Genomic DNA, 24,818 nt, shown 5'->3' with positions numbered 1-24,818 from the left:
TAATAATTAAAACTAAATTTAATATTAAACAAGTTATACAGTATTTCTATTATTTAGAATAGAATTCAACTATTAATTGCTCTTGTATTGTTATTGGAATTTCTTCTCTCTTAGGCTTTCTAGTGAAAATTCCTTTAAAGTTATCTTCTTCTTTACTTACGTAAGGAACTTCACTTCCTATGCTATCTTTAAAGTTGTTTACAAACATTTCTGTTTTTCTTGATTTTTCTCTTAAAACAACTTCATCACCTATATTTAATCTGAAAGATGGTATATTAACTTTCTTTCCATTTACTAAGAAATGTCCATGGTTAACCATTTGTCTTGCTTGTCTTATTGAGCTAGCAAAACCCATTCTATATACCATATTATCAAGTCTTGATTCTAAAATCATAAGTAAAGCCTCACCAGGTTGTTCTTTACTATTGAAAGCTTGATCTACGTATCTAGTAAATTGTCTTTCCATAACACCGTAGTAAGCTCTTAATCTTTGCTTTTCTAATAATTGAATACCGTAATCAGATAATTTCTTATCTGCTCTGCTTGTTCCTCTATCAGCTCGTTTCATTGCTTTTGGATGTCCAACTACATTTAATCCAAGTCTTCTGCACATTTTGAAACGAGGTCCCATCATCTTAGCCATACTTAACCTCCAAATGTTTTTTTGTTTTCTATGATGCTATATTAACATAAAACCTTACTTATTGAAAATGATTATCATTATTGTATAACTCATTTAATTAAAATTATCTTATTAAATCTTTAAAATACTAACTTATGCTTATAAATTTAAACTTATTTATTCTATAAAATAAATTCATTTATAATAAACTCTAATTTTAGTAATTATCTTCCATTAACTCTTAATCTATTACCACTTAAATCATTCTTATTTATATATGAATTTTAGTATAGGCATAAAAAAAGCTATATCAAACCTTAACTTAGAAGAATTCATAAATTTTATATTTATAAATTCTCTCATAAATAGTATTGATATAGCTCTCTTTATAATTCATGCAATTAAATATTAAATTCTATTTTTATAGATCGTCTATTAAAGCTCCTGCTTTAGCATATGCTGTTGATTTTGCCTCAAAGAAGTCTGTTTTTACTTGGTTTGCATCAGCATAATAATCTACCCATGGTGCTGGATTCTCATTATATCCTTCAAATAAAGGCTCTAAACCTATAGCTTTAACTCTTAAGTTTCCTATATATTTTATATATCTTTCTATAAGATTTTTATTTATTCCAGTAACATTATCACCTATAACATAGTGACCCCATGCGATTTCATGTTCAACACCAGTTCTCACCATTTCTCTTAATTCTTCTTTTAACTCTTTAGTGAATACTTCTGGTATTTCTTCTTTTAATTCTTTTATTATACTTCTAAATAACCATAAATGAGTATTTTCATCTCTGTTTATATATCTAATCTCTTGAGCTGAACCAGGCATTTTTCCATTTCTCTCTAAATTATAGAAAAACATAAATCCTGAATAGAAATAAACACCCTCTAAAATATAGTTAGCCATTACTGATTTTATAAAGTTTTCCATACTTGAATCTTCTAAGAAATTATTATATAAGTCTCCTATAAATTTATTTCTTTGAAGTAATATAGCATCATCCTTCCATTGGAATAATATTTCGTTTCTCTCCTCTGGTGAACAAATACTATCTAGCATATAACTATAGCTTTGTGAGTGAACCGCTTCTTGGAAAGCTTGTATAGTTAAACATAAGTTAACTTCTGAAGCAGTAATATAACTATTTATATTTCCTAGGTTAGCTGTTTGTATTGAATCTAAAAATATTAAGAAAGATAAGATTTTATCATATGCTGTTTTTTCTTCCTTAGTCAACTTTTTATAATCTTTTAAGTCTTGAGCTAAGTTTATTTCCTCTGGTATCCAGAAATTATTCATTGCTTGTCTGTACCATTCTGAAACCCAAGTATATTTCATATTATTAAAGTCATTTAAATTAGTTGTATTACCGTTTATCATTTTCTTTTTATTAGTTTCAATATCTCCAAACTCATTAAAAAGCGGTCTTTTATTTATTTCCATTTTACGTCACCTTTCATCTCTTTATTTCTCTATCTATAATTAATAGATACTCACCTAAGCCTAGATGAGTATCTTTAAAATTCTTAATTTATATTCTAAGCTGAACAACTCTCACATTCGTCAACACTTAGAGATTTACTTCTTACATAATAAATACTTTTAACTCCATTTTTACAAGCTGAAATATAAAGATTCATTATTTGTCTCATAGTATAATCTGTAGTTATATAAAGGTTAAATGATTGTCCTTGGTCTATATGTCTTTGTCTTACTCCGTTTGCTCTAACTGTAAATTCTTGATTTACATTGTAAGCTGAAACATAGTACCAGAAATTTTCTTGACATAATCCAGGTGCTACCTTTGGAGTTATGCTTCCTTTTTTCTCTTCTAACCAGAATCTATTCATAACAGGATCTACCCCCTCTGAAGTTCCAGCTAAAGTGGCAGTTGAACCATTTGGAGCTACCGCAAATAGGTATCCATTTCTCATACCATATTTAGCAATCTCTTCTTTTAGTTCTTTCCACTGTGGTGAATTATATTCTCTTAGTTCAAAATAATCACCATTACTCCAGTCGGATCCTTCAAATAATGGATAGCTTCCCTTTTCCTTTGCTATGTTTAAACTAGCTTTTATAGCATAGAAGTTTATTCTCTCATAAACTTTATCTACAAAGTTTAAGTGTTCCTCTGAATCCCATACAATCTTATTATTTACAAGCATATGATGGTATCCTGATGTTCCTAATCCAACAGCTCTATATTTCTTGTTTGTTATTTCAGCAAATGGAACTGAATAATAATTTAAGTCTATTACGTTATCCATTGCTCTTATTTGAGTTTCAACAACGTATTCCACTTCTTCATCTGATGTAACATCAACATTTCCTAATACCACTGAAGAAAGGTTACAAACAACAAAGTCTCCTGGCTTAGTTTTTTCAATAACTACTACATCACCATTTTCGTCCTTAATTTCTGTTTGTTCTATCTCCATAGCACTCATGTTTTGCATTATTTCAGTACAAAGATTTGATGAATATATCATTCCTTTGTGTTTATTAGGATTAAATTTATTTACTGTATCTCTATAGAAAGCAAATGGTGTTCCTGTTTCTGCAGCACTTTTTATGATAAGTCTTACAATATCCTTAACACTCATAACTCTCTTTTCTATTCTATCATCTTCTACACACTCATAATATTTCTTTTCCCATTCTTCCCCATAGAAATCTTCTAAAGAATATCCTTTAACAGTTTTTATTTCATGAGGACACATCATATACCAGTTAGCATCTATATCATTTTCTGCTAACTTCCAGAATAAATCTGGATAACAAAGTCCTGGGAATATATCATGAGCTTTCTTTCTATCATCTCCGTTGTTTGTTCTTATTTGAAGAAACTCTGGTAAATCTTTATGCCATGCATCTAACCAAATAGCAACTGATCCGTTTCTAACTCCTAATTGGTCAACAGCTATGGCTGTATCATTGAATAATTTTATCCAAGGTATAATTCCACCTGATGCACCTTTAAAACCTCTTATGGCTGAGCCTAAGGCTCTTACCTTACCCATATAAATTCCCATTCCGCCACCAAACTTAGAAACCTTTGAGAAATTATCTAATGATTTATATATACCAGCTAAGCTATCATCTACAGTATCTATAAAACATGAACTTAATTGGTAGAATGGCTTTCTAGCATTAGACATAGTTGGAGTAGCCATTGTAGCCTTTATAGAACTTAAAACATCATAAAATCTTTTTGCCCAATAAAGTCTTTTTTCCTTCTTCTCAGGGATAGCAAGGTGCATAGCAATTCCCATAAACATTTGTTGAGGAAGTTCTAATGGTAATCTATTAAAATCTTGAACTAAATATCTTTTTGCTAATAAATTTATTCCACTGTATGTAAATAAAAAGTCTCTCTCTCTTTTTATTTCTTTTTCTAATTCTTCTATATCTTCCTTAGAGTAATTATCTAAAATATATTTTCCGTATAATCCTTTATCAGTAAGTTCCTTTATAAAACCATAGAAATTATCATATGGATTTGCCCCTTCTTCTAGTCCTCTATTTACTCTTACTTCTTCATATAAATTTTTAACATATAACTTCGCCGCAATTTCCTGCCATCTTGGTTCTACTTGAGAAGTTAACTCTAACGAAACTTGTATGAAAGATTTTATTATCTCTTTTTCTCCCATTTTTGATGTAACTATATTATCTAAAGCAACCATTAACTTTTCTTCAGTATATAATCCTGTTTCATCATTCAGTTCTTCTATAGACCATGCACAATATCTCTCTAATAGTGTCATCAACTAGCCCTCCACAATATATAGTAATTATTTTTAAATTTCGCACAATATCTTGACAATTTATTATAATAATTTAAAGTTGTTTTGTAAAACTCAGATTTCTTGAAAAAGTTAGCTTATTCTATGAATAACTCTTATTATATAAGTCATATTTTCTTTTTTTAGTTTTATTCGACTAATAATGATTATTGACATTTTAAAGTTACTTCTGCAATAAGAGTACTAGAGCTTTTAAGTAGGCATAAATAAAAAGACTACAGATATTTACTCTGTAGTCTTTTTATTATTTTAAATTTTCAGCCCATTCTTCTTCCTTAAATCCTATAAGAACTAAATCCTCTTTTATAAGTAAAGGTCTTTTTACTAACATACCATTGCTTGATAAGATGTCTAAAAGTTCATCTTCACTAGCTGTTTTTACTTTATCCTTAAGATTCATCTCTCTATAAAGCTTGCCTGAAGTGTTAAAGAACTTATTTAATTTAACTCCGCTCTTATCGTACCAAGCCTTTAATTCTTCTTTAGTAGGATTTTCTTCCACAATCATTCTATCTGTAAAATCTATATTGTTTTCTTCTAACCATTTCTTAGCTTTTCTACAAGTACTACATTTAGGATATTCTAAAAATAAACAACTCATTTTCTTACACCTTCTTTAAAATCATAATATTTATACAATAAAAATTATTATATAGTAATTATACTCCTTATAACTTTATTTTTAAATATGTTAATTAAAAACCTTCATAAATTTTTACAGCTATAGATTTTTTAAAATTTATTGAAATTAAGTTAAACAACCTCTATGTTATTATTCTTCATTATTATCATCTTTATTTTTAGGAATTATTACAAAGGCTTTAAATAAGTCACCTTCACATTCAACCCTAAACTTTCCGTTGTGAAGTTCTACAATAGTTTTAGCGATTGCTAATCCTAATCCAGATCCTTCTATGGTTGAATTTCTTGATTCATCTCCTCTTGCAAATCTTTCTAAAATATCCTTCTCATCAAAATCTAAAGCATAGGAAGAAATATTTTTAAATGATATTTCCACGTAATTTTCTAAATCTTTTATTTCCACATAGACCCTAGTTTTTTCTAAACTATATTTTAAAGCATTAGTAGTTAGGTTTTGGAATACCCTAGACATTCTTTGAGGATCTATTTTAACCATGCATTCCTCTGGCCCATTTATTTTAAATTCAATTTCCTTTTCTGAATATACATCTTCTACTTCAGCTATACATTGATATACAAGTTGAATTATATCTATATTGTATTTAAATAATTCTACCTTTCCTGAAGACATCTTAGAAACCTCAAACAAATCATCTATAAGTTTCTTTAAAGTTTGAGATTTTTTATCTAGTATTTCTATATATTCTTTTCTTTCCTCTTCCTTTATATTATTTAACTGAAGTATATTTACATAATTTATTATGGATGTTAATGGAGTTTTTAAATCATGTGAAACATTTGATATAAGCTCAGTTTTTAACTTTTCATTCTTTATACCTTCTTCAACAAGTTCCTTATAGCCTAATCTTAAATCATTAACATCATCTGCTAATTCCCTTATTTGTCTATCGTCATTATCTTTTATCTCTATATCCGTATCACCTTTTTTAACTTTTTCTATTCCTTTTATTACAGTATCTAATCCATCATATTTTCTTATAAACTTTACTATAAAATGAATAACTAAAACAATTGGAATTATCCATAGGTATCTATTGTCTGTTAAAACATAGTGATATTGCTTCCATACAAATTCTATATTTCTCATAAATCCATTTATAAGAATATATATTATAGTAAATGAAATAACAAACATAACAACCTTATCTTTTAAAAATTCTTCTATAAACATCTTCTTTGTTATTAAAACATTTAAACTATCTAAAAATCTAAAGAAATATCCATTTTTCCAGCTGTCTTTATATGCTCTTATTCCCATATTTTTAATCATAACTAATTTTTTTATGATTAAAAGTAACATTAAAAGAGTTGTAGTCATAGTTGCTATAAAAGCAATTCTAATTGAATTTATTTCAGAATCATAAAGTTCTCCTCTTGAGAAATATATTTCTTCATAATTATCTGAAGAATTTATTTCTTTAAAGACTACATTATCATTTTTAGATAAACTTTCTAAAACTTCTTTTGGCGTTGAAAGATTATAAGGTTTTTCATAAAACCATACTCTATTAGAGTAATATTCTCCTGTTTTCTTATTTATAAGAACTACACCAGAATAACTAGTAGCCCTTTCTTGAAGCTTTGCAATAAATGCTTGTTTTTGTTCTTTTGTCTCTAAGCTATCTAATTTGCTTAAATAGTTAGTCTCATTATAAAGAAAATCTGATATATCTACAGATTGAGCTAATAACCTACACTCTTTATACTTATGTGGATTTATTAATGCATCCCTATAAATAACTCTATTACATATATCAGGATTTGCCTTAGAATTTAATTTTGCTATATTATCAAAGGAGTATCCTCCAAATAAGATAATATATAAAACAGGTATAAACACAGCAAATATTACTATAAACATATTTTCTATGCTTCTTACTGAAAGGCTATAGTTTTTCCACCATCTTGAAAAACTATTTGTCAATTTTATACCCAAGTCCCCACACCACCTTTATATACTCAGGTTCTTTCGAATTTATTTCTATTTTTTCTCTCATTCTTCTTATATGAACTGTTACTGTATTTTCACTTTTATAAAAAGGTTCTTCCCAAACTCTTTCATAAATTTCCTTAATTGAAAATATTCTTCCTGGATGTGATGCTAAAAGTGTTAATATCTTATACTCTGTTGCAGTTAATTTTATATTTTCTCCTCTTAAAGAAACCTGCTTATTTACAGTATCTATAGTTAAATCTTTTATTACTATTAAATCTTGAGTATTTTCCCTATTTAAAGGATAATCATACCTTCTTAATTGAGATTTTACTCTTGCAACAAGTTCTAAGTGATTAAAAGGTTTTGTAACGTAATCATCTGCCCCTATGTTTAAACCTAATATCTTATCACTATCTTCTGATTTTGCTGATAGTAATATTATTGGTATATTTCTACTTTCTCTTATTTTTAAACAAGTTCTCATTCCATCTAACTTAGGCATCATTATATCTAAAACCACTAGATGTATGTCTTCCTTATCTAAAATCTCTAAGGCCTCAAATCCATCTCCAGCCTTTATTACATTTATTCCTTCTCCTCTTAAATATATATCTATTGCATCTCTTATTTCTTTTTCATCATCTACAACTAAAACATTAAACTTTTCTTTTTCCATAATAAAGCACTCCTTAAACTTATGCCTCCTCTAAATAGTAAAGGAGGAAAATTAAAATTAACCTATTTATTTATTACGATTTTCTTAAGATATACCTTCTACTATTAATTTAATGAAATTCTTAGTATATACAATGTATTTTACCATAAAAACACATTAGTTGCTTTTTCAATGTATTTATTGGCTTTACTTTACCAAAAAAAGCATTATAATTACCTATGAAATTATTTATTGTAAATTTAGGAGAATCCCAATGAATTACATCAAAGAGAAAAAAGAATTACTAATTGATAATGCATTTATTCTCATAGGTTGCTTTATTGCATCTTTAGGAGTAAACCTATTTTTATCAAATGCAAAACTTCTTAGTGGTGGAGCAACAGGTATTGCACTTATCTTTCAATACTTAATGGGAGTTAACTCAGGTATTGTTGTTTTACTTATAAACATTCCATTATTTATACTTAGTTATTTTAAACTATCAAAGAAGTTTACATTTAACTCAGCTATAGGAATGCTAGCTTTATCACTTTCATTAATGATAACAGCACCAGTATCACATCTTATTACCTTAGATGATAAATTACTATACTGTGTTTTTGGTGGTGCTATCTGTGGATTTGGTTATGGTTTAGTATTTTCTAAAGGTGGATCAACTGGTGGAACAGATATAGTTACCATGATTATACGTAAAAAATATTCAAATTTTAATATAGGTTCATTAAGCTTCGTATTAAATATGTGTATCGTTGCTGTAGGAGCAATTTTCTTTGGACTAGAAACAGCGCTTTATACTCTTATATCTATATTTGTACAAACAGTTTTAGTTGATAAAGTTATTAAAGGAATACATTCAAAACAATTATTGCTTATAATAACAGATAAGGAACAACAAGTTATAAATTATATAATAGAAGATCTTCATAGAGGAGTAACTTCTCTTTTAGCTGAAGGAGAATATACTCATGACAGAAAGAAAATGCTTTACTGTCTAGTTACTACAAGACAAATGATTGAATTAAAAAATACAATACATTATATAGATCCAAATGCCTTTATAACTATAATGGACGTTTCAGAAGTTAAAGGAAAAGGCTTTAAAAATATATAAAAGCAAATAAAGCTATGCTCATAGGGCATAGCTTTTTTAATGTCATAATAACTTAATCTACTAAAATATATATAATAGTGGAATGATTTTTAGGAGCTTTTATGAATAAGTTTAAGTTAGTGAATTTCTTAATATGTTTTTTATTTATTATATTATTTTTCTTAATTATAAACCTTATATTTTCATCTTATAAATTTTACTCAATTACCCCAAATGATATGGAAGTTAGTTTGCCATTACTAAATTTTCTTTAAATTATATTATTTAAAATATTCATCTATAGCATTTGCTAAGGTATTTGCAATTTTATTTTGATAATCTTCTTTACCTAATAGTTCGCATTCTTCTGGATTAGATAAGAAACCACATTCAACTATTACAGAAGCTCCTTCATATCCATCATTTAAAATCTTATATTCTTTTTTTGCAACTTTTGCTTCCCTCTTATTATTTTGGTCAACTTCTTCCTTAAATTTTTGTTGTATTATTTTGCCTAGCTTTTGACTTGGTTCATTGTTGGCACTCCATACTTGTGCCCCTTTACAATTCTTTTGAGGAAACATATTTTGATGTATGCTTATAAAAGCATCACACTTATTTTCTTTTTTAATCTTAACTCTATTTCCTAAGTCTTCTATTTTCTTTTCTCTAACCTTTTTGCCCTCAGTATATAGTCCTACATCCTCACTTCTAGTCATTATGACTTTATATCCCTTACTCTCTAAGGCAGCTTTTGTTTTAAGTGATATTGATAAATTAATGTCCTTCTCAATTACTCCATTTTCACTCTTTGCGCCACCATCTATGCCTCCATGACCTGGGTCAATAACTATTACCTTATTATTTTCTTCTGCATTAACCTTTAATAAGCTAATATTTAATACTAAAAAAGATATCATCATAATTGACACTATTTTCATTATTTTCTTCATTAAGAATACCTCCTATTTAAATCTAAATTATTATAATCCTAAATCCTAAAAAGAATATATTTACTAGTAAATACTTCAAAATATTATCTCTTTTAGAATTATGAAACTCAATTTATTTTTTCCTATATATAAAGAAATATTCTAAGTAAAAGAAAAAAGAATACCTAATGTTAGGTATTCTTTAATATCTTTAATGCACTTCCATAACACTTTCAGCTATGTTAGTAGAATGATCACCAATTCTTTCAAAGTTGCTTAATAAGTCCATAAATATTGCACCATCATAAGCATTGCAAGAACCTTGGCTTAATCTCTTAATATGATTTTCTCTAAATTCTTTTTGAGAAGCATCTATCTTTCTTTCTATTTCATAGATAGTTCCAGCTTCCTCTACATTTTCATTTGCATAAGCATCAATTGTTATGTCTAGAGCTCTAATTGTTTGATCATATATATAATCTATTTCCTTTAAAGCATCTTCACTATATTTTAATTTTCTTCCTACCTTTTCTAAAGTTAAATCGGCTATATTTTCAACATGATCACCTATTCTCTCAATATCAGTTACAATATGGAAAGTTGATGCTACTAAATTACTTTCTTTAGCAGATAAATCACATTTAGATAATTTAACTAGGTAAGCAGTTATTTCTTCTTCTAATATATTTATAAGTTTTTCATTATCATATACTTTTTTAACTAAGCTTTCATTATTTTCTCTAAAAGCCTTCATACTTAATTCTAAGTTTTCTTTAGCTTTATTAGCCATTCTTAAAGTTTCCTTTTGAACTTGACCTGCAGCTATTACTGGTGTTTCTAATAATCTTTCATCAAGATACTTAGGTCCACAAAGTTCAATTTCATCTTCACCTTTTATTAATTTGTTAACTATCATAATCATGTACTTACTTAATGGTACAAGTATTATAGTAGCAGTTATATTGAATATTGTATGAGCATTAGCTATTTGTCTTTGAACATCTCCAGGGCTAATCTCTTGAACAATATATGCTAAAGGTTTTAAAAATGGTATAAATATAAGTGTACCTAGTATATTAAACATTAAATGTATGGCAGCAGCCTTATGTGCTGTTTTATTTGCCCCAATACTTGCTATCAACGCAGTTACACATGTACCTATATTACATCCAAATAATATTGGCAGAACTATATTTATATTTATAGAACCAGTTGATGCTAAGGCAATTAATATACCTGTAGTAGCTGATGAACTTTGTAATATAGCTGTAAGTGCTAAACCTGTAAATATTCCTAATACCCAGTTTTCACCTATAGCCATTATAAGTTCTGAGAACATTGGTGAATCAGCTAATGGTTTTAAAGCTGAACTCATTATTCCCATTCCCATAAATAAAATACCAAAACCTAATATTATATCAGCAATATCTTTTCTTTTCTTTTGTTTTGCTGACATTAATAAAACAACACCTATTATAACAAACAATGGCGCTATTTCATCTAACTTAAAAGCAACAAGTTGTGCAGTAATGGTAGTACCTACATTTGCTCCCATGATTACCCCAGCAGCTTGTGCTATATTCATAAGTCCAGCATTAACAAATCCAACTACCATTACCGTAGTGGCACTTGAACTTTGTATTACCATTGTAACAAAGGCACCAACTAAAACTGCTGATATAGGATTTTTAGTAACTTTCTCTAATATACTTTTTAATTTATCACCTGCGGCATTTTCTAATCCTTCTCCCATTAACTTCATTCCAAAAAGGAATAGACCTAATCCACCGGCAACTTGAATTAAGGTAAAAATTGCATCTTTCAAGATACTTCTCCTCCACTTTGCTTAATTTGTAAAATACAAACTTATTTTATTTTTAATTTTAAAATATCAATCCTATAACATTTTACAATATAATATCTGCTTTGTTAAGTTTTAAAGCTTCTTTTTAACCTAAACTTAATACAGTATCCAATTAATTGAAATTTTCTACAAATAATATCCAAATTATTAAAACAAACTAAAATAATACTCCTCTAATACTTAGTTATATAGCCATTTGTAAAACTTTTTAATATTTATTGTCAAAGCATATATTTTCTCATATTTGTTTCTAATTTGTTAATAACTGAAACTAAAAATAACTTCTTTAAAATATATAAATGTATAAAAAAAGAAGGAGGTATTCCTCCTTCTTTCCATAAAAGCAATATATTATCTCTTTGAGAATTGTGGAGATCTTCTTGCTTTCTTTAAACCGCATTTCTTTCTTTCAACCATTCTTGGGTCTCTAGTTAAGAATCCAGCTTTCTTTAATTCTGGTCTTAAGTTTTCGTCAGCTTTTAATAAAGCTCTTGATATACCATGTCTTATAGCTCCTGCTTGACCTGATAATCCACCACCATGAACGTTAACTAAAACGTCATATTTGTCTTTAGTTTCAGTTAAAACTAATGGTTGGTTAACTACAACTCTTAAAGTTTCTAATCCGAAATATGTTTCGATTTCTCTATTATTTACTATAACTCTACCTTCACCTGGTACAAGTCTTACTCTTGCAACTGATTTCTTTCTTCTTCCAGTTCCCATGTATTGAACTTTTGCCATTTGAACTCCTCCTCCCGAGCTTATAATTAGTATCTTAACTCAAGTACTTCTGGTTTTTGAGCAGCGTGATCGTGCTCAGCTCCTCTGTACACGTTTAATTTCTTTAACATTTTTCTTCCTAAAACGCCTGTTGGAAGCATTCTTCTAACTGCTTCTTCGAAAGCAAATTCAGGTTTCTTTTCTAAAACTTCTCTGTATGGAGTTTCTTTTAATCCACCAGCGTATAAGCTGTGTTTTCTTAACATTTTTTGGTCTAATTTCTTACCAGTTAAAACAACTTTCTCAGCGTTTATAACGATAACGAAATCTCCACAGTCAACATTTGGTGTAAATGTTGGCTTGTTCTTTCCTCTTAATATTGAAGCAACTTGGCTAGCAACTCTTCCTAGTGGCTTTCCAGCAGCGTCAACAACATACCATTTTCTTTCAACTTCTTGTGCTTTTGCAATGTATGATTTCATCGTTTTCCCTCCCTAGAATTTTAAAATAGGTTTTATATGTCCTCGTACTTTATGTTAAGATTCATATTGAATCCCGTACATCTCTCTTACAAACAAATACAATTATAATACACGCTTACGGGCGTGTCAATACATTTCATCTACTTTTAGTAAAAAACTTTTTCTAAGCATAATCCTGTTGGAGGAACACAAATTCCAGCTTTTTTTCTATCACCAGAATCTATGACTTCCTTTATATATTCTGGCTTCTCTTTTCCTCTTCCCACTTTAAGTAATGTTCCTACAATTAATCTTACCATATTATATAAAAAACCATCTGCTGACACATATATTTTAATTTTATTTCCTTCTGTTTCAATATGAATATCGGTTATTGTTCTTACAGAGGTCTTAACTGTCCCACCTGGTCTTTGAAAGGCCTTAAAGTCATGTTTTCCTAAAAAGTATTTACATGCTTCTTTCATAGATTCAACATCTAATTGCTTTTTAACATGATATACATAATTTCTTTCTAAGGCTGGTGGCTCTTCTCTATTTAGTATTGTGTAACAATAAGTTTTACCTGTAGTCATATACCTAGCATGAAAATCCTCAGCTACCTCTTCTGAATTCATTATTACTATATCCTTTGGTAATTTTGAATTTAATGCAGCCTTAAAATTTTTTCCTGGTATATTAGAATTAGTTTTAAAATTAGCCACATAGGCCTTAGCATGGACTCCTGAATCTGTTCTACTACTTCCTAATATTTCTACCTCTTCTTTAGTAACCTTCTTTATAGCCTCTTCTACCTTCTGCTGAATAGTATTTCCTATAGGCTGTTTTTGCCACCCAAAATAAGATGTTCCATCATATTCTATAGTTAATTTTATATTCCTCATATAATCATTCCTTTATTTTTTTATAAAACAATATTTTAAATCATAAATAATTAATTCTTCAAACAAAGAAAGACTACAAATTTGCAGTCTTTCTTTTATATTATCAATATTTATTTTATATTAAAAGTCTAAATGTAAAAACAAAATTTAATTTATACTAGAAAACTCTTACTACTATTGATAAAACTAAAAGTACTCCAGCCATTCCAAAAGAAATAAAATCATTTTTAGAATACTTTAATATCTTCATTCTAGTTCTTCCATCGCCACCTCTATAGCATCTTGCTTCCATAGCCATAGCTAACTCATCAGCTCTTCTAAAAGAACTAATAAATAAAGGAATTAATAGTGGTATTAAACTCTTAGCTTTTTGTATTATGTTTCCTGATTCAAAATCTGCACCTCTAGCTTTTTGTGCTTTCATTATTTTATCAGTTTCATCAATTAAAGTTGGTATAAATCTTAAAGCAATTGTCATCATCATTGCTAATTCATGAGCTGGAACCCCTATCTTTTTAAATGGTTTTAATAAACTTTCAATACCATCAGTTAATTCTATTGGTGATGTTGTAAGTGTTAATACTGAAGTTCCCATTATAAGCAAGATAAGTCTTAATGCCATAAATATAGCTGTTCTTATTCCTTCCTTATAAATATATAAAAACTTCCAATGCCATATAAGGGTATCTTCTGTACCTTTTATCATAAAAATATTAAGTGCTGCTGTTATAGCTATTAATAAAAATACAGGTTTAAGTCCTTTATATAAATATTTAAATTGTAATTTAGATATTAATACTGTTGCACCTAAAAAGGCAATTATGAATATATATCCCCAAAACTTATCTACTATAAATAATGAAGCAATAAAAATAAATGATATTAATATCTTAGTCCTTGGATCTAATTTATGTACAAAAGAATCCCCAGGAATATATTGACCTATAGTAATGTCCTTTAACATAATTTCTTATCCTTCCTAATTATTATTCCTTATTATTTCTAAAAGAGCTTCCTTAGCTTGAGAAATTGTAAATATCTCTTCTGATATATTAAAGCCCTTGTTTCTTAACTCTCTTATTAGATAAGTTACTTGAGGAACGGCCAATCCTATTTTTTCTAAAGTTTCAACCTCTTTAAATACCTCTGCAATCTTTCCATCTAAAACTATTTCTCCACTATTCATAACAATTACTCTATCAGCAATCTTAGCTACATCTTCCATGCTGTGACTAACCATTATTATAGTCATTCCATACTCTTTATGAAGAAGTCTTATTTGAGCAAGTATGTCTTCTCTTCCCTTTGGGTCTAACCCAGCTGTTGGTTCATCTAATATAAGAACCTTAGGCTCCATAGCTATAACCCCAGCTATGGCAACTCTTCTCTTTTGACCTCCACTTAGATCAAAAGGAGATTTGTCTTTATATGTTTCATAGTCAAGCCCAACCATCTCCATGGACTTTTTAACTCTTTTACTTATTTCTTCTTCACTGATTCCTAAGTTTCTTGGACCATACTCAATATCTTTTTCAATAGTCTCTTCAAATAATTGATACTCTGGATATTGAAATACTAATCCTACCTTTTTTCTAATATCGCTTAATTTAACTTTTTTATCTGCTATATTAACACCATCAACTATTATATTCCCACTAGTAGGACTTAATAATCCATTTAAATGCTGTATAAATGTTGATTTTCCTGAGCCAGTATGCCCAATTAATGCTACAAACTCTCCATCTTCTATTTCACAGTTTATATTATTTAATGCTATTTTTTCAAAAGGTGTTTTAGGCATATATATGTGATTTAAATTTTCTATTTTAATTGACATAAAGCATTCACCATCTCATCTATATTTAATATTTCTGTTGATATATCTACTCCCTCTTTTTGAAGCTCATAAGCTAATTCAGTAACTTGAGGAACATCTAACCCAATTGACTTTATTTTTTCTACTTGAGAAAAAATTTCCCTAGGAACCCCTTCCATTACCTTTTCACCTTTATCCATAACTATTATTCTATCAGCTTGTGCAGCTTCATCCATATAGTGAGTTATAAGTATTATAGTAATTCCAAACTTTTTATTTACTTCCTTTATAGTTTTCATTACTTCATTTCTACCTGAAGGATCTAGCATTGCTGTAGGTTCATCTAATACTATGCATTTAGGTCTCATTGCTAATATACCCGCAATAGCAATTCTCTGCTTTTGCCCTCCTGATAATAAATGTGGTGCATGTTTTCTATACTCATACATACCTACTGCTTTTAATGAATCATCTACTCTTTCTCTTATCTCCTTCGGATCAACACCTAAATTCTCTGGTCCAAAAGCCACATCTTCTTCAACTATTGTTGCTACTAATTGATTATCTGGATTTTGAAAAACCATTCCAGCTCTTCTTCTAACTTCCCAAAGATTTTCTATATCAGAAGTATCTAATCCATCTACATACATCTTTCCACCACTAGGAAGTAATAAAGCATTCATATGCTTTGCCATAGTTGATTTTCCTGAACCGTTATGACCTAATATAACTAAAAATTCTCCCTTTTTAACTTCCATAGAAACGTGATTTATTGCAACCTTTTCAGTTTGTTCTTCAGCATTGACATATTTAAAAACTAAGTCTTCACTTTTAATCATATTTTCTCCCATACTAGCCTCCTGTAAAGCTACCTTTAACTACTTTAGAGTTAAAATACATAACTCTTTTTCTCAATATGTATTGAGTTTAATAATTTTTTTATGTATAAAAAAAATACCTACTTATAAAATAATACTATTAATAATTTTATTTTGTAAATAGATATTTCCTTATTTTAACCTTTTATATAAAATTATCTTCCTTAAAATATGTTTATTAAAAAATTTCTTTAAACACATAATATACCTTTAAATTCAAAACTATTATAGGTTAAATCTAAAATTTTATACTAGTAGTAAAAATAATATATTCTGTTTTATTATATATTACTTTGTTATATATATTTAAAATACTCATGATAAAAAATAATATAAAATATTTTATATGACAAAAGAGGATTAAGTAAAAACTTAATCCTCTCTAAAGAAATATATTATACTAATTCAAGTATAACAACTTCAGCTCCGTCTCCTCTTCTAGGACCAACTTTGTACATTCTAGTGTATCCACCGTTTCTTTCAGCGTACTTTGGAGCTATGTTGTCAAATAAGTTTTTAACAACTTCTTCTTCTGTAACAAATGCTAACACTTGTCTTCTTGCGTGTAAATCTCCTCTTTTTGCAAGAGTGATCATTTTTTCTGCAAGGCTTCTAGTTTCCTTAGCTCTTGTTTCAGTAGTTTCTATTTTACCATGCTTTAAGAAGCTTGTAACAAGATTTCTAAGCATAGCTTTTCTTTGATCAGTAGGACGACCTAACTTACGATATCCTGCCATGGCTTTACCTCCTCACCTACTCGTCATTTAGTCTTAAATTTAAGCCTAACTCGTTTAACTTTCTTTCTACTTCTTCTAGAGATTTCTTACCTAAGTTTCTAACTTTCATCATATCATCCATGCTCTTGCCCGCAAGCTCTTGAACAGTGTTTATACCTGCTCTCTTTAAGCAATTGTATGATCTTACTGATAAGTCAAGCTCTTCTATAGTCATCTCTAAAGCTTTTTCTTTTTTATCTTCTTCTTTTTCAATCATTATCTCAACATCATTAGCGTTGTCAGTTAAAGTCATGAATAATTTGAAGTGCTCTATAAGAATTTTAGCTGATAATGAAATCGCTTCTTCTATTCTTATAGTTCCATTAGTCCAAATTTCTAATGTAAGTTTATCATAGTCAGTAATTTGACCAACTCTTGTATTTTGAACAGAGAAATTAACTCTCTTTACAGGAGTGTATATAGAATCTATAGCAATAGCTGATAATGGAAGATCTTCTGTTTTATTTTTGTTTTGAGTAACATATCCTCTTCCTCTATTAACTACGATTTCCATATATAACTTACCATCGTTGTCTAATGTAGCGATATGTAGATCTTTGTTTACAACTTCTACATCACCATCTGTTTTTATATCTGCTCCAGTAACAACACCTGGTCCTTGAGCATCAATATAAATAGTTTTTGGTCCTTCACCTTCCATAGTAAGTGCTAACATTTTAAGATTTAAGATTATCTCTGTAACATCTTCTTTAACACCTGTTATTGTTGAAAACTCATGAAGAACTGAATCTATTTTAACTGAAGTTGGAGCCACTCCAGGTAAAGAAGAAAGTAATATTCTTCTTAATGCATTACCAAGAGTTATTCCATAACCTCTTTCTAATGGTTCTATCTCAAACTTACCATATGTTCCGTTATCGTTTGATTCAACACATTGAATTACTGGCTTTTCTATTTCTAACATTTAAAAACCCTCCTTAATATTAAAATGGCAACCTTATGAGGGCAACTGATCCAATTGTAAAAGTACTCTTAAGATCAATAATTATTATTTGCTGTATAACTCGACGATTAGAGTCTCGTTAACTGGTACGTCGATATCTTCTCTTGCAGGCTCAGCAACAACTTTACCTTCGAAATTTTCAACGTTAGCTTCTAACCATTTTGGTAAAGCTTTTGGATTTTCAGCAAACATTTTGAATCTTTCTGATCCTCTGCTCTTTTCACAAACTGTTATAACATCGTTAACTGATACTTTGAATGATGCTATATCAACTTTTTTACCATTTACTAAGAAATGACCGTGGTTTACTAATTGTCTAGCTTCTGTTCTTGAAGCACCATATCCTAATCTGTAAACAACGTTATCTAATCTCATTTCTAATAATTTAAGTAAGTTTTCACCGGCGATTCCTCTCATTTTTTCAGCTCTTTCATATGTGTTTCTGAACTGACCTTCAAGAACTCCGTATATTCTCTTAGCTTTTTGCTTCTCTCTTAATTGTGTTCCGTAGTTAGATAATTTCTTTCTGCTTGCTCCGTGTTGTCCTGGTGCATAACTTCTTCTAACGAAAGCACATTTATCTGTATAACATCTATCCCCTTTTAGGAATAATTTCATACCTTCTCTTCTACATAACTTACATGTAGCTCCAGTATATCTTGCCATTCATTACACCTCCCGTGACGTTACTAAACTCTTCTTCTTTTTGGTGGTCTACATCCATTGTGTGGGATTGGAGTTACATCTTTTATTAAAGTAACTTCTAATCCAGCTGCTTGTAAGCTTCTTATAGCTGCTTCTCTTCCAGCACCTGGTCCTTTTACGTAAACCTCAACGCTTTTTAATCCGTGTTCCATAGCTGCTTTAGCTGCTGTTTCAGCTGCCATTTGAGCTGCAAATGGTGTGCTCTTTCTTGAACCTTTGAATCCAAGGCCACCAGCACTTGCCCATGCTAATGCATTTCCTTTTGCATCAGTTAAAGTAACTATTGAGTTATTGAATGTTGATTGGATGTGTGCTGCACCATGCTCAACATTTTTTCTTTCTTTTCTTCTTCTAGTTTTTTTAACTTTTTGAGCTGCCATTGTCTTCCCTCCTTAACTATTTCTTCTTATTAGCTATTGTCTTCTTAGGACCTTTTCTAGTTCTAGCATTAGTCTTAGTTTTTTGTCCTCTAAGTGGAAGACCTTTTCTATGTCTGATTCCTCTATATGAACCAATCTCAACTAATCTCTTTATGTTTAAAGCAACTTCTCTTCTTAAGTCACCTTCAACTGTTAAATCTTTAATGTAGTTTCTTATTGAGTTTACTTCTTCCTCAGTAAGATCCTTAACTCTTGTATCAGGATTAACTCCAGTTACTTCAAGAATTTTTTGTGATGTAGGTAATCCTATACCATATATATAAGTTAGACCTATTTCAACTCTTTTTTCTCTTGGTAGGTCGATACCTGCTATTCTTGCCATTAATGTTACACCTCCTGGTAATTAAAATACGAAATTGATTTACATTAAATAAGTAACTCAATTGCTCTATTGTTTATTTATATTTAAAATTTTAGGTTGATGGTTTTATCCATCACAGCCGCACCTAAAATTTATTTGCTATTATTTAAATGCCTATATAATCATATTTTACTTTTAAATAAAAGTCAATAAGAATTCGCTCCCAATTGACCTTTTTATTATGTTTTATTTACCTATTAGCCTTGTTTTTGTTTGTGCTTAGGATTTTCACAGATTACCATTACTCTTCCTTTTCTTTTTATAACTTTGCACTTTTCGCAAATAGGCTTAACTGATGGTCTTACTTTCATCGCTAACCCTCCTTATTTTGCTCTCCATGTAATTCTACCTCTTGTAAGATCATATGGTGAAAGTTCCACAGTAACCTTATCTCCTGGTAAAATTCTTATGAAGTTCATTCTTAACTTTCCTGAGATATGTGCTAATATTTTATGCCCACTCTCTAATTCAACTTCAAACATTGCATTTGGTAAAGCTTCTAAAACTGTACCTTGCATTTCAATTATATCACTTTTTGACATAAGGTAATCAAACCTCCTTGTTAGTGCTACTAAGCTTTAAAAATCTTTTTATTTTAAGATTTGCATTCTTATCCTTTGATATTATACATGATTTTAACTCATCATCCAATATCTCAGTAAGCACTACATGTTTTATTTTTTTCTTTTTTGGCATTTCAATAGTCTTAGTTGCTCCATTTGCCACTAGTAGATCATCATCTACCAATCCAATCACAATATATGATTTTCCTGTATCTCTTCCAGCATTTGAAGTAACTAATCTACCGATTAAATCAGTTTCTTGCAACTTATCCACCTCAAAGATTACCTTAGTCATAAACTACAAATTCCTTATAGGCAAATGTTAATTTATAACTAAGCAATATATATTAAAACTATTTTATAAGTGTTAATATTTCAGGACCATTAGGTAAAATTGCAACTGTGTTTTCATAGTGTGCAGAAAGTTTCCCATCTGCTGTTACTACTGTCCAGCCATCATCTAAAGTCTTGACTCTATATGATCCCATGTTTACCATCGGTTCAATAGCTAATACCATTCCTGCCATTAACTTTGGACCTCTGCCTGGTCTACCGAAATTAGGAACTTCAGGATCTTCATGGACTTTTCGGCCAATTCCATGTCCTACAAAGTCTCTAACAACAGAAAATCCATTGGCTTCAACATATTGCTGTATTTCATTAGAAATATCCGTTAATCTATTGTCTACATATGCCTTTTCTATACCTTTAAAAAAGGATTCTTCAGTAATTCTAATAAGCTTTTCTGCCTCTTCTGATATATTACCTACACCAAAAGTTCTAGCAGCATCACTGTGAAATCCATTTAGACAAACTCCACAATCAATAGAAACAATGTCTCCATCCTTTAATTCATAACTTCCTGGGAAACCATGAATTACTTGATTATTAACAGATATACATAATGAAGCTGGGAAACCATACAATCCTTTGAAGGATGGTGTAGCTCCATGCTTAGTTATAAACTCTTCAGCTATTCTATCTAATTCCGTAGTAGTAATACCAGGTCTTACTTTCTCCTTAAGCAGGTTAAGTGTCTCTCCAAGAATCTTTCCTGCTTTCCTCATTAGGTCGATTTCATTCTCATTCTTAAGAATTATCATTACTTGTCGCTCCCTAATATTTTACAGATACTCTCAAAGACCTCGTTTATTGCTTGTGTTCCATCTACTACTGAAAGTTGCTTTTTGTTTTTATAAAAATCAATTAATGGTTGTGTTTGATTTTCATACACATCAAGTCTTTCCTTAACTGTTTCTTCAGTGTCATCTTTTCTTTGAATAACATCTGATCCGCAAAGATCACATTTTCCATCATTAGTTGGTGGATTAAACTTTATGTGATAACTTGCTCCACATGAAGGACAAACTCTTCTTCCTGTCATTCTTTCAAGTATGAATTCTTTAGGTACTTCTATTAAAAGAGCTGTGTCTATTGACTCTTCTCTTTCAGTTAAAAAGTTATCTAAAGCTTCTGCTTGATGAACTGTTCTTGGGAAACCATCTAATAAATATCCATTCTTACAATCATCTTGTTGAAGTCTATCTTTTACCATGTTGATAGTTACTTCATCTGGAACTAACTGTCCATTATCCATGTATGATTTAGCCTCAATACCTAAAGGAGTGTTCTCTGAAATATTTTTTCTAAAGATATCTCCTGTAGATATATGAGGAATTGAATATCTATTACTAATTGATTTTGCCTGTGTTCCTTTTCCTGCTCCAGGAGGACCTAATAAAACTATCTTCACGGGCATCATCTCCATAACTTGTATTTCTATTTTAAGAATCCTTGGTAATGTCTCATTGTTAATTGAGATTCTAATTGTCTCATTATCTCTAATGAAACAGAAACTAGAATTAACAGTGATGTTCCTCCAAACTGTATTCCTTGGAAAGGAGTATAGTTTGCAACTAAAATAGGAACTACTGCTATAATAGCAGCAAAACATCCACCAAACATTGAAATTCTATTTAATACTTTCTCTAAATAAATCTCTGTTGGTTTTCCAGGTCTTATTCCAGGAATGAAACCTGATGATTTATGCATATTCTCAGCCATTTCATCTGGCTTAAATGTTATTTGAGTATAGAACCAAGTAAAGAATATAGTCAGTAATGCATATAATACTGGATACATCCAAGTCTTTGCATTGAAAGGACTGTAAGAAGATCCTGTAATCCATTGTGACCATCCAGCTTCTGGGAAGAATTGAGCTATAGTTGTTGGGAAACTCATAACAGACATAGCAAAGATTATTGCTATAACAGTTGTTCCAATAATACTTAATGGAATATGAGTTGATTGTCCCTTCATCATTTTATTACCTACGGCTTTACCTGCATATTGTACAGTAATTCTTCTTTCAGCTAATGATAAGTAAATTACACCTGCTAATAAAGCTAATGTAAAGAAAATAAATAATGCTACTTCAACAACATTTATTTTACCTATCTTACTTAAGTTATATATTTGATAACCAGTCATTGGTAAGCTTGATAATATATTTGCAAATATTATCAAAGAAGTACCATTTCCTACTCCTTTAACTGTAATTTGATCTCCTAACCACATTAAGAAAGTTGATCCAACTACTAGTGTTAGTAATATTAAAAACATACTAACTGGAGAATTGCTCTTAAGTGCGCCAACATTGTTAATTATCACATAACTTCCATAAGCAGTGATTGCTCCAATAACAATTGAAGCATATCTAGTTATCTTTTGGATTTTCTTTCTTCCATCATCTCCCTCTTTAGATAATTGTTCTAATTTAGGAATTGCAACTGTTAAAAGTTGCATAATGATTGAAGCATTGATGTATGGTACAACACCTAAAGCGAATATACTAAATCTACTAAAAGAACCACCAGAAATTAAATCATAGAAGCTTACTAAGCTTCCTGATTGTGTTAAAGCTTTTAGACTATCTGTATCAATTCCAGGAACAGGAATATAACTTCCCATCCTGAAAATTGCTATTAAGAATACAGTCCAAATTATTTTTTTTCTTAAATCTTGAACCTTCCAGGCATTACGTAGGGTTGATAGCACGATTATTTCACCTCAACTTTTCCTCCAGCTGCAACTATTTTTTCAGCTGCTTGCTTTGATAACTTGCAACCTGCGATAGTTAAGCTCTTTTCTATGTTTCCATTTCCTAAGATCTTAACTCCGTCCATTAGTTTACTTACTACTCTTCTTTCTAATAGTAATTCTGGAGTAACTTCTGTTCCATTATCGAATATGTTTAATCTATCAACATTGATTGTTACAAAATGTTTTGTAAATGGGTTAGTGAATCCTCTTTTAGGAAGTCTTCTGTATAATGGCATTTGACCACCTTCGAATCCAGGTCTAACTCCACCACCTGATCTAGCATTTTGACCTTTTTCACCTTTTCCGGCATTTCTTCCTAAGCCTGAACCAGTACCTCTACCAACTCTTTTTGGAGCTGATTTACTACCAGCTGCTGGTCTTAATTCATGAAGTTTCATATGTTATTACACCTCCTCTAACGCTCTATTTAATTATGCTTCTTCAACTTTTAGTAGATAACTTATTTTGTTTATCATACCTTTTATTTGAGGAGTTCCCTCATGCTCTACTGTTTTACCTATTTTTCTAAGTCCAAGGGCATGTGCAGTAGCGATATGGTCTTTCTTTCTACCAATTAAGCTTTTAACTAATGTTACCTTTAGCATCGCTATCCCTCCTAACCTATTATCTCTTCAACAGATTTTCCTCTTAATTTAGCTATATCTTCAGCTGTTCTTAAGTTAGCTAATCCGTTGATAGTTGCTTTTACCATGTTTCTTGGGTTGTTTGAACCTAATGATTTAGCTCTAACATCCTTTAATCCTGCTAATTCAAGAACTGATCTTGCAGGACCTCCAGCTATAACTCCTGTACCTTCAGTAGCTGGCATTATAAGTACATCTCCTGTACCGAATTTTCCGTGTATTTCATGAGGAACAGTAGTTCCAACGATTGAAACTTCTACTAAGTTTTTCTTAGCATCTTCTATTCCTTTTCTTATTGCTTCAGGGATTTCGATAGATTTACCAGTTCCAACACCAACGTGTCCGTTCTCGTCTCCAACAACAACTAACGCACTGAATCTGAAGTTTCTACCACCCTTAACAACCTTAGTAACTCTGCTTATACTAACAACCTTTTCTTTAAGGTCTAGTGTGCTAGGATCGATTCTCATGTATTTCCCCTCCTTGTAGATTAGAATTTTAATCCGGCTTCTCTTGCTCCGCTAGCTAAAGCCTCAACTCTTCCGTGATATACGTATCCACCTCTGTCGAATACTACATCATTTATTCCTTTTTCTATAGCTCTTTTAGCAACTAATTCTCCAACTAATTTAGCAGCTTCTTTGTTGCTTCCTTTAACTTCGATAGCTTTATCTAAGCTTGAAGCAGCTACTAAAGTAACAGCATTAACGTCGTCTATTATTTGAGCATATATGTTCTTTTCACTTCTATATACAGATAATCTTGGTCTTTCTGGAGTTCCGAATACCTTCTTACGAACTCTTAGGTGACGTCTTTCTCTTGCTTCTTTTCTGTCTGCCTTTTTGAACATAAGGTTCACTCCTTTCTATATTAGTATT

General features: G+C 30.1%; 30 protein-coding genes. 1 reads left to right on the top strand and 29 read right to left on the bottom strand.

Going from position 1 to position 24,818, the window contains the following annotated elements; genetic code table 11:
* Nucleotides 1–49: 49 nt before the first annotated feature.
* The 6 genes from rpsD (I6G60_RS03285) to I6G60_RS03260 form a co-directional block, all read right to left on the bottom strand.
* The gene (rpsD, locus tag I6G60_RS03285) at nucleotides 50–643 is read right to left on the bottom strand and encodes a 30S ribosomal protein S4 (protein WP_003457936.1); all 594 of its coding nucleotides are present in this window, start codon (nucleotides 641–643) and stop codon (nucleotides 50–52) included.
* Nucleotides 644–1,043: 400 nt separating this feature from the next.
* Nucleotides 1,044–2,078 (bottom strand): ribonucleotide-diphosphate reductase subunit beta, encoded by a 1,035-nt coding sequence (locus I6G60_RS03280; protein ID WP_003454288.1) that lies wholly within the window; start codon nucleotides 2,076–2,078, stop codon nucleotides 1,044–1,046.
* Between the two features lie 95 nt (nucleotides 2,079–2,173).
* Entirely contained in the window at nucleotides 2,174–4,405 is a 2,232-nt protein-coding gene (locus I6G60_RS03275; protein ID WP_003482361.1) for a ribonucleoside-diphosphate reductase subunit alpha, read from the bottom strand.
* A gap of 283 nt (nucleotides 4,406–4,688) precedes the next feature.
* Entirely contained in the window at nucleotides 4,689–5,045 is a 357-nt protein-coding gene (locus tag I6G60_RS03270; RefSeq protein WP_004460474.1) for an arsenate reductase family protein, read from the bottom strand.
* A gap of 171 nt (nucleotides 5,046–5,216) precedes the next feature.
* Nucleotides 5,217–7,043 carry a sensor histidine kinase gene (locus I6G60_RS03265; protein ID WP_003457943.1) on the bottom strand — a complete coding sequence of 609 codons (1,827 nt, stop codon included), beginning with the start codon at nucleotides 7,041–7,043 and terminating at the stop codon, nucleotides 5,217–5,219.
* Entirely contained in the window at nucleotides 7,021–7,719 is a 699-nt protein-coding gene (locus I6G60_RS03260) for a response regulator transcription factor (RefSeq protein ID WP_003454428.1), read from the bottom strand. Before I6G60_RS03260 ends, I6G60_RS03265 begins: the two co-directional genes overlap by 23 nt.
* Before the next feature lie 253 nt (nucleotides 7,720–7,972).
* Here I6G60_RS03260 and I6G60_RS03255 point away from each other — a divergent pair, with 253 nt between their 5' ends.
* Nucleotides 7,973–8,830: a YitT family protein gene (locus tag I6G60_RS03255; RefSeq protein WP_003454377.1), complete on the top strand. Its 858-nt coding sequence runs from the start codon at nucleotides 7,973–7,975 to the stop codon at nucleotides 8,828–8,830.
* A 260-nt stretch (nucleotides 8,831–9,090) separates the two neighbouring features.
* On the opposite strand, the gene cwlD is transcribed toward I6G60_RS03255, so the two are convergent.
* The 23 genes from cwlD to rplR form a co-directional block, all read right to left on the bottom strand.
* Nucleotides 9,091–9,762 carry an N-acetylmuramoyl-L-alanine amidase CwlD gene (gene cwlD / locus I6G60_RS03250; protein WP_011591131.1) on the bottom strand — a complete coding sequence of 224 codons (672 nt, stop codon included), beginning with the start codon at nucleotides 9,760–9,762 and terminating at the stop codon, nucleotides 9,091–9,093.
* Nucleotides 9,763–9,952: 190 nt separating this feature from the next.
* Nucleotides 9,953–11,566, bottom strand: a complete 1,614-nt coding sequence (locus I6G60_RS03245) for a Na/Pi cotransporter family protein (protein WP_003454505.1) — start codon at nucleotides 11,564–11,566, stop codon at nucleotides 9,953–9,955.
* A 390-nt stretch (nucleotides 11,567–11,956) separates the two neighbouring features.
* Nucleotides 11,957–12,349 carry a 30S ribosomal protein S9 gene (gene rpsI / locus I6G60_RS03240; protein ID WP_003454434.1) on the bottom strand — a complete coding sequence of 131 codons (393 nt, stop codon included), beginning with the start codon at nucleotides 12,347–12,349 and terminating at the stop codon, nucleotides 11,957–11,959.
* Nucleotides 12,350–12,375: 26 nt separating this feature from the next.
* Nucleotides 12,376–12,810 (bottom strand): 50S ribosomal protein L13, encoded by a 435-nt coding sequence (rplM, locus tag I6G60_RS03235; RefSeq protein ID WP_003454462.1) that lies wholly within the window; start codon nucleotides 12,808–12,810, stop codon nucleotides 12,376–12,378.
* A 146-nt stretch (nucleotides 12,811–12,956) separates the two neighbouring features.
* Entirely contained in the window at nucleotides 12,957–13,691 is a 735-nt protein-coding gene (truA, locus tag I6G60_RS03230; protein ID WP_003460461.1) for a tRNA pseudouridine(38-40) synthase TruA, read from the bottom strand.
* Between the two features lie 157 nt (nucleotides 13,692–13,848).
* A complete protein-coding gene (locus I6G60_RS03225; protein ID WP_003454368.1) occupies nucleotides 13,849–14,655 on the bottom strand; it encodes an energy-coupling factor transporter transmembrane component T family protein in 807 nt (268 codons plus the stop codon).
* Between the two features lie 15 nt (nucleotides 14,656–14,670).
* A complete protein-coding gene (locus I6G60_RS03220) occupies nucleotides 14,671–15,528 on the bottom strand; it encodes an energy-coupling factor transporter ATPase (RefSeq protein WP_003454522.1) in 858 nt (285 codons plus the stop codon).
* Nucleotides 15,513–16,358 (bottom strand): energy-coupling factor transporter ATPase, encoded by an 846-nt coding sequence (locus I6G60_RS03215; protein WP_003454376.1) that lies wholly within the window; start codon nucleotides 16,356–16,358, stop codon nucleotides 15,513–15,515. Before I6G60_RS03215 ends, I6G60_RS03220 begins: the two co-directional genes overlap by 16 nt.
* A 422-nt stretch (nucleotides 16,359–16,780) precedes the next feature.
* Entirely contained in the window at nucleotides 16,781–17,122 is a 342-nt protein-coding gene (rplQ, locus tag I6G60_RS03210) for a 50S ribosomal protein L17 (protein ID WP_003454231.1), read from the bottom strand.
* Between the two features lie 16 nt (nucleotides 17,123–17,138).
* Nucleotides 17,139–18,086, bottom strand: coding sequence for a DNA-directed RNA polymerase subunit alpha (locus tag I6G60_RS03205; protein ID WP_003454404.1), 948 nt, complete (start codon nucleotides 18,084–18,086; stop codon nucleotides 17,139–17,141).
* Between the two features lie 84 nt (nucleotides 18,087–18,170).
* Nucleotides 18,171–18,791: a 30S ribosomal protein S4 gene (gene rpsD, locus I6G60_RS03200; protein ID WP_003470276.1), complete on the bottom strand. Its 621-nt coding sequence runs from the start codon at nucleotides 18,789–18,791 to the stop codon at nucleotides 18,171–18,173.
* A 23-nt stretch (nucleotides 18,792–18,814) separates the two neighbouring features.
* On the bottom strand, nucleotides 18,815–19,210 hold the full coding sequence (rpsK, locus tag I6G60_RS03195) for a 30S ribosomal protein S11 (RefSeq protein ID WP_003454436.1): 396 nt from the start codon (nucleotides 19,208–19,210) through the stop codon (nucleotides 18,815–18,817).
* 16 nt (nucleotides 19,211–19,226) lie between these two features.
* Nucleotides 19,227–19,592, bottom strand: coding sequence for a 30S ribosomal protein S13 (gene rpsM, locus I6G60_RS03190; RefSeq protein ID WP_003454489.1), 366 nt, complete (start codon nucleotides 19,590–19,592; stop codon nucleotides 19,227–19,229).
* Nucleotides 19,593–19,828: 236 nt separating this feature from the next.
* Nucleotides 19,829–19,942 carry a 50S ribosomal protein L36 gene (gene rpmJ / locus I6G60_RS03185; RefSeq protein ID WP_003373491.1) on the bottom strand — a complete coding sequence of 38 codons (114 nt, stop codon included), beginning with the start codon at nucleotides 19,940–19,942 and terminating at the stop codon, nucleotides 19,829–19,831.
* Between the two features lie 12 nt (nucleotides 19,943–19,954).
* A complete protein-coding gene (gene infA / locus I6G60_RS03180; protein ID WP_003454491.1) occupies nucleotides 19,955–20,173 on the bottom strand; it encodes a translation initiation factor IF-1 in 219 nt (72 codons plus the stop codon).
* A gap of 7 nt (nucleotides 20,174–20,180) precedes the next feature.
* Nucleotides 20,181–20,459, bottom strand: a complete 279-nt coding sequence (locus I6G60_RS03175; RefSeq protein ID WP_003460478.1) for a KOW domain-containing RNA-binding protein — start codon at nucleotides 20,457–20,459, stop codon at nucleotides 20,181–20,183.
* 88 nt (nucleotides 20,460–20,547) lie between these two features.
* Nucleotides 20,548–21,297, bottom strand: a complete 750-nt coding sequence (map, locus tag I6G60_RS03170; RefSeq protein WP_003454388.1) for a type I methionyl aminopeptidase — start codon at nucleotides 21,295–21,297, stop codon at nucleotides 20,548–20,550.
* Entirely contained in the window at nucleotides 21,297–21,947 is a 651-nt protein-coding gene (locus I6G60_RS03165; protein ID WP_003454337.1) for an adenylate kinase, read from the bottom strand. Before I6G60_RS03165 ends, map begins: the two co-directional genes overlap by 1 nt.
* A gap of 26 nt (nucleotides 21,948–21,973) precedes the next feature.
* Nucleotides 21,974–23,251, bottom strand: a complete 1,278-nt coding sequence (secY, locus tag I6G60_RS03160; protein ID WP_003460476.1) for a preprotein translocase subunit SecY — start codon at nucleotides 23,249–23,251, stop codon at nucleotides 21,974–21,976.
* A 2-nt stretch (nucleotides 23,252–23,253) separates the two neighbouring features.
* The gene (gene rplO / locus I6G60_RS03155) at nucleotides 23,254–23,694 is read right to left on the bottom strand and encodes a 50S ribosomal protein L15 (RefSeq protein ID WP_003454379.1); all 441 of its coding nucleotides are present in this window, start codon (nucleotides 23,692–23,694) and stop codon (nucleotides 23,254–23,256) included.
* Nucleotides 23,695–23,727: 33 nt separating this feature from the next.
* The gene (rpmD, locus tag I6G60_RS03150) at nucleotides 23,728–23,907 is read right to left on the bottom strand and encodes a 50S ribosomal protein L30 (RefSeq protein WP_034824315.1); all 180 of its coding nucleotides are present in this window, start codon (nucleotides 23,905–23,907) and stop codon (nucleotides 23,728–23,730) included.
* A 5-nt stretch (nucleotides 23,908–23,912) separates the two neighbouring features.
* Nucleotides 23,913–24,410, bottom strand: coding sequence for a 30S ribosomal protein S5 (gene rpsE, locus I6G60_RS03145; RefSeq protein WP_003454272.1), 498 nt, complete (start codon nucleotides 24,408–24,410; stop codon nucleotides 23,913–23,915).
* 20 nt (nucleotides 24,411–24,430) lie between these two features.
* Nucleotides 24,431–24,790: a 50S ribosomal protein L18 gene (gene rplR / locus I6G60_RS03140; RefSeq protein WP_003454424.1), complete on the bottom strand. Its 360-nt coding sequence runs from the start codon at nucleotides 24,788–24,790 to the stop codon at nucleotides 24,431–24,433.
* Nucleotides 24,791–24,818: the final 28 nt, after the last annotated feature.

Source organism: Clostridium perfringens (assembly GCF_016027375.1).
Classification (GTDB): domain Bacteria; phylum Bacillota; class Clostridia; order Clostridiales; family Clostridiaceae; genus Sarcina; species Sarcina perfringens.
Note: the sequence above shows the minus strand (reverse complement) of the source record. Positions and strands in the feature narration are given on the sequence as shown.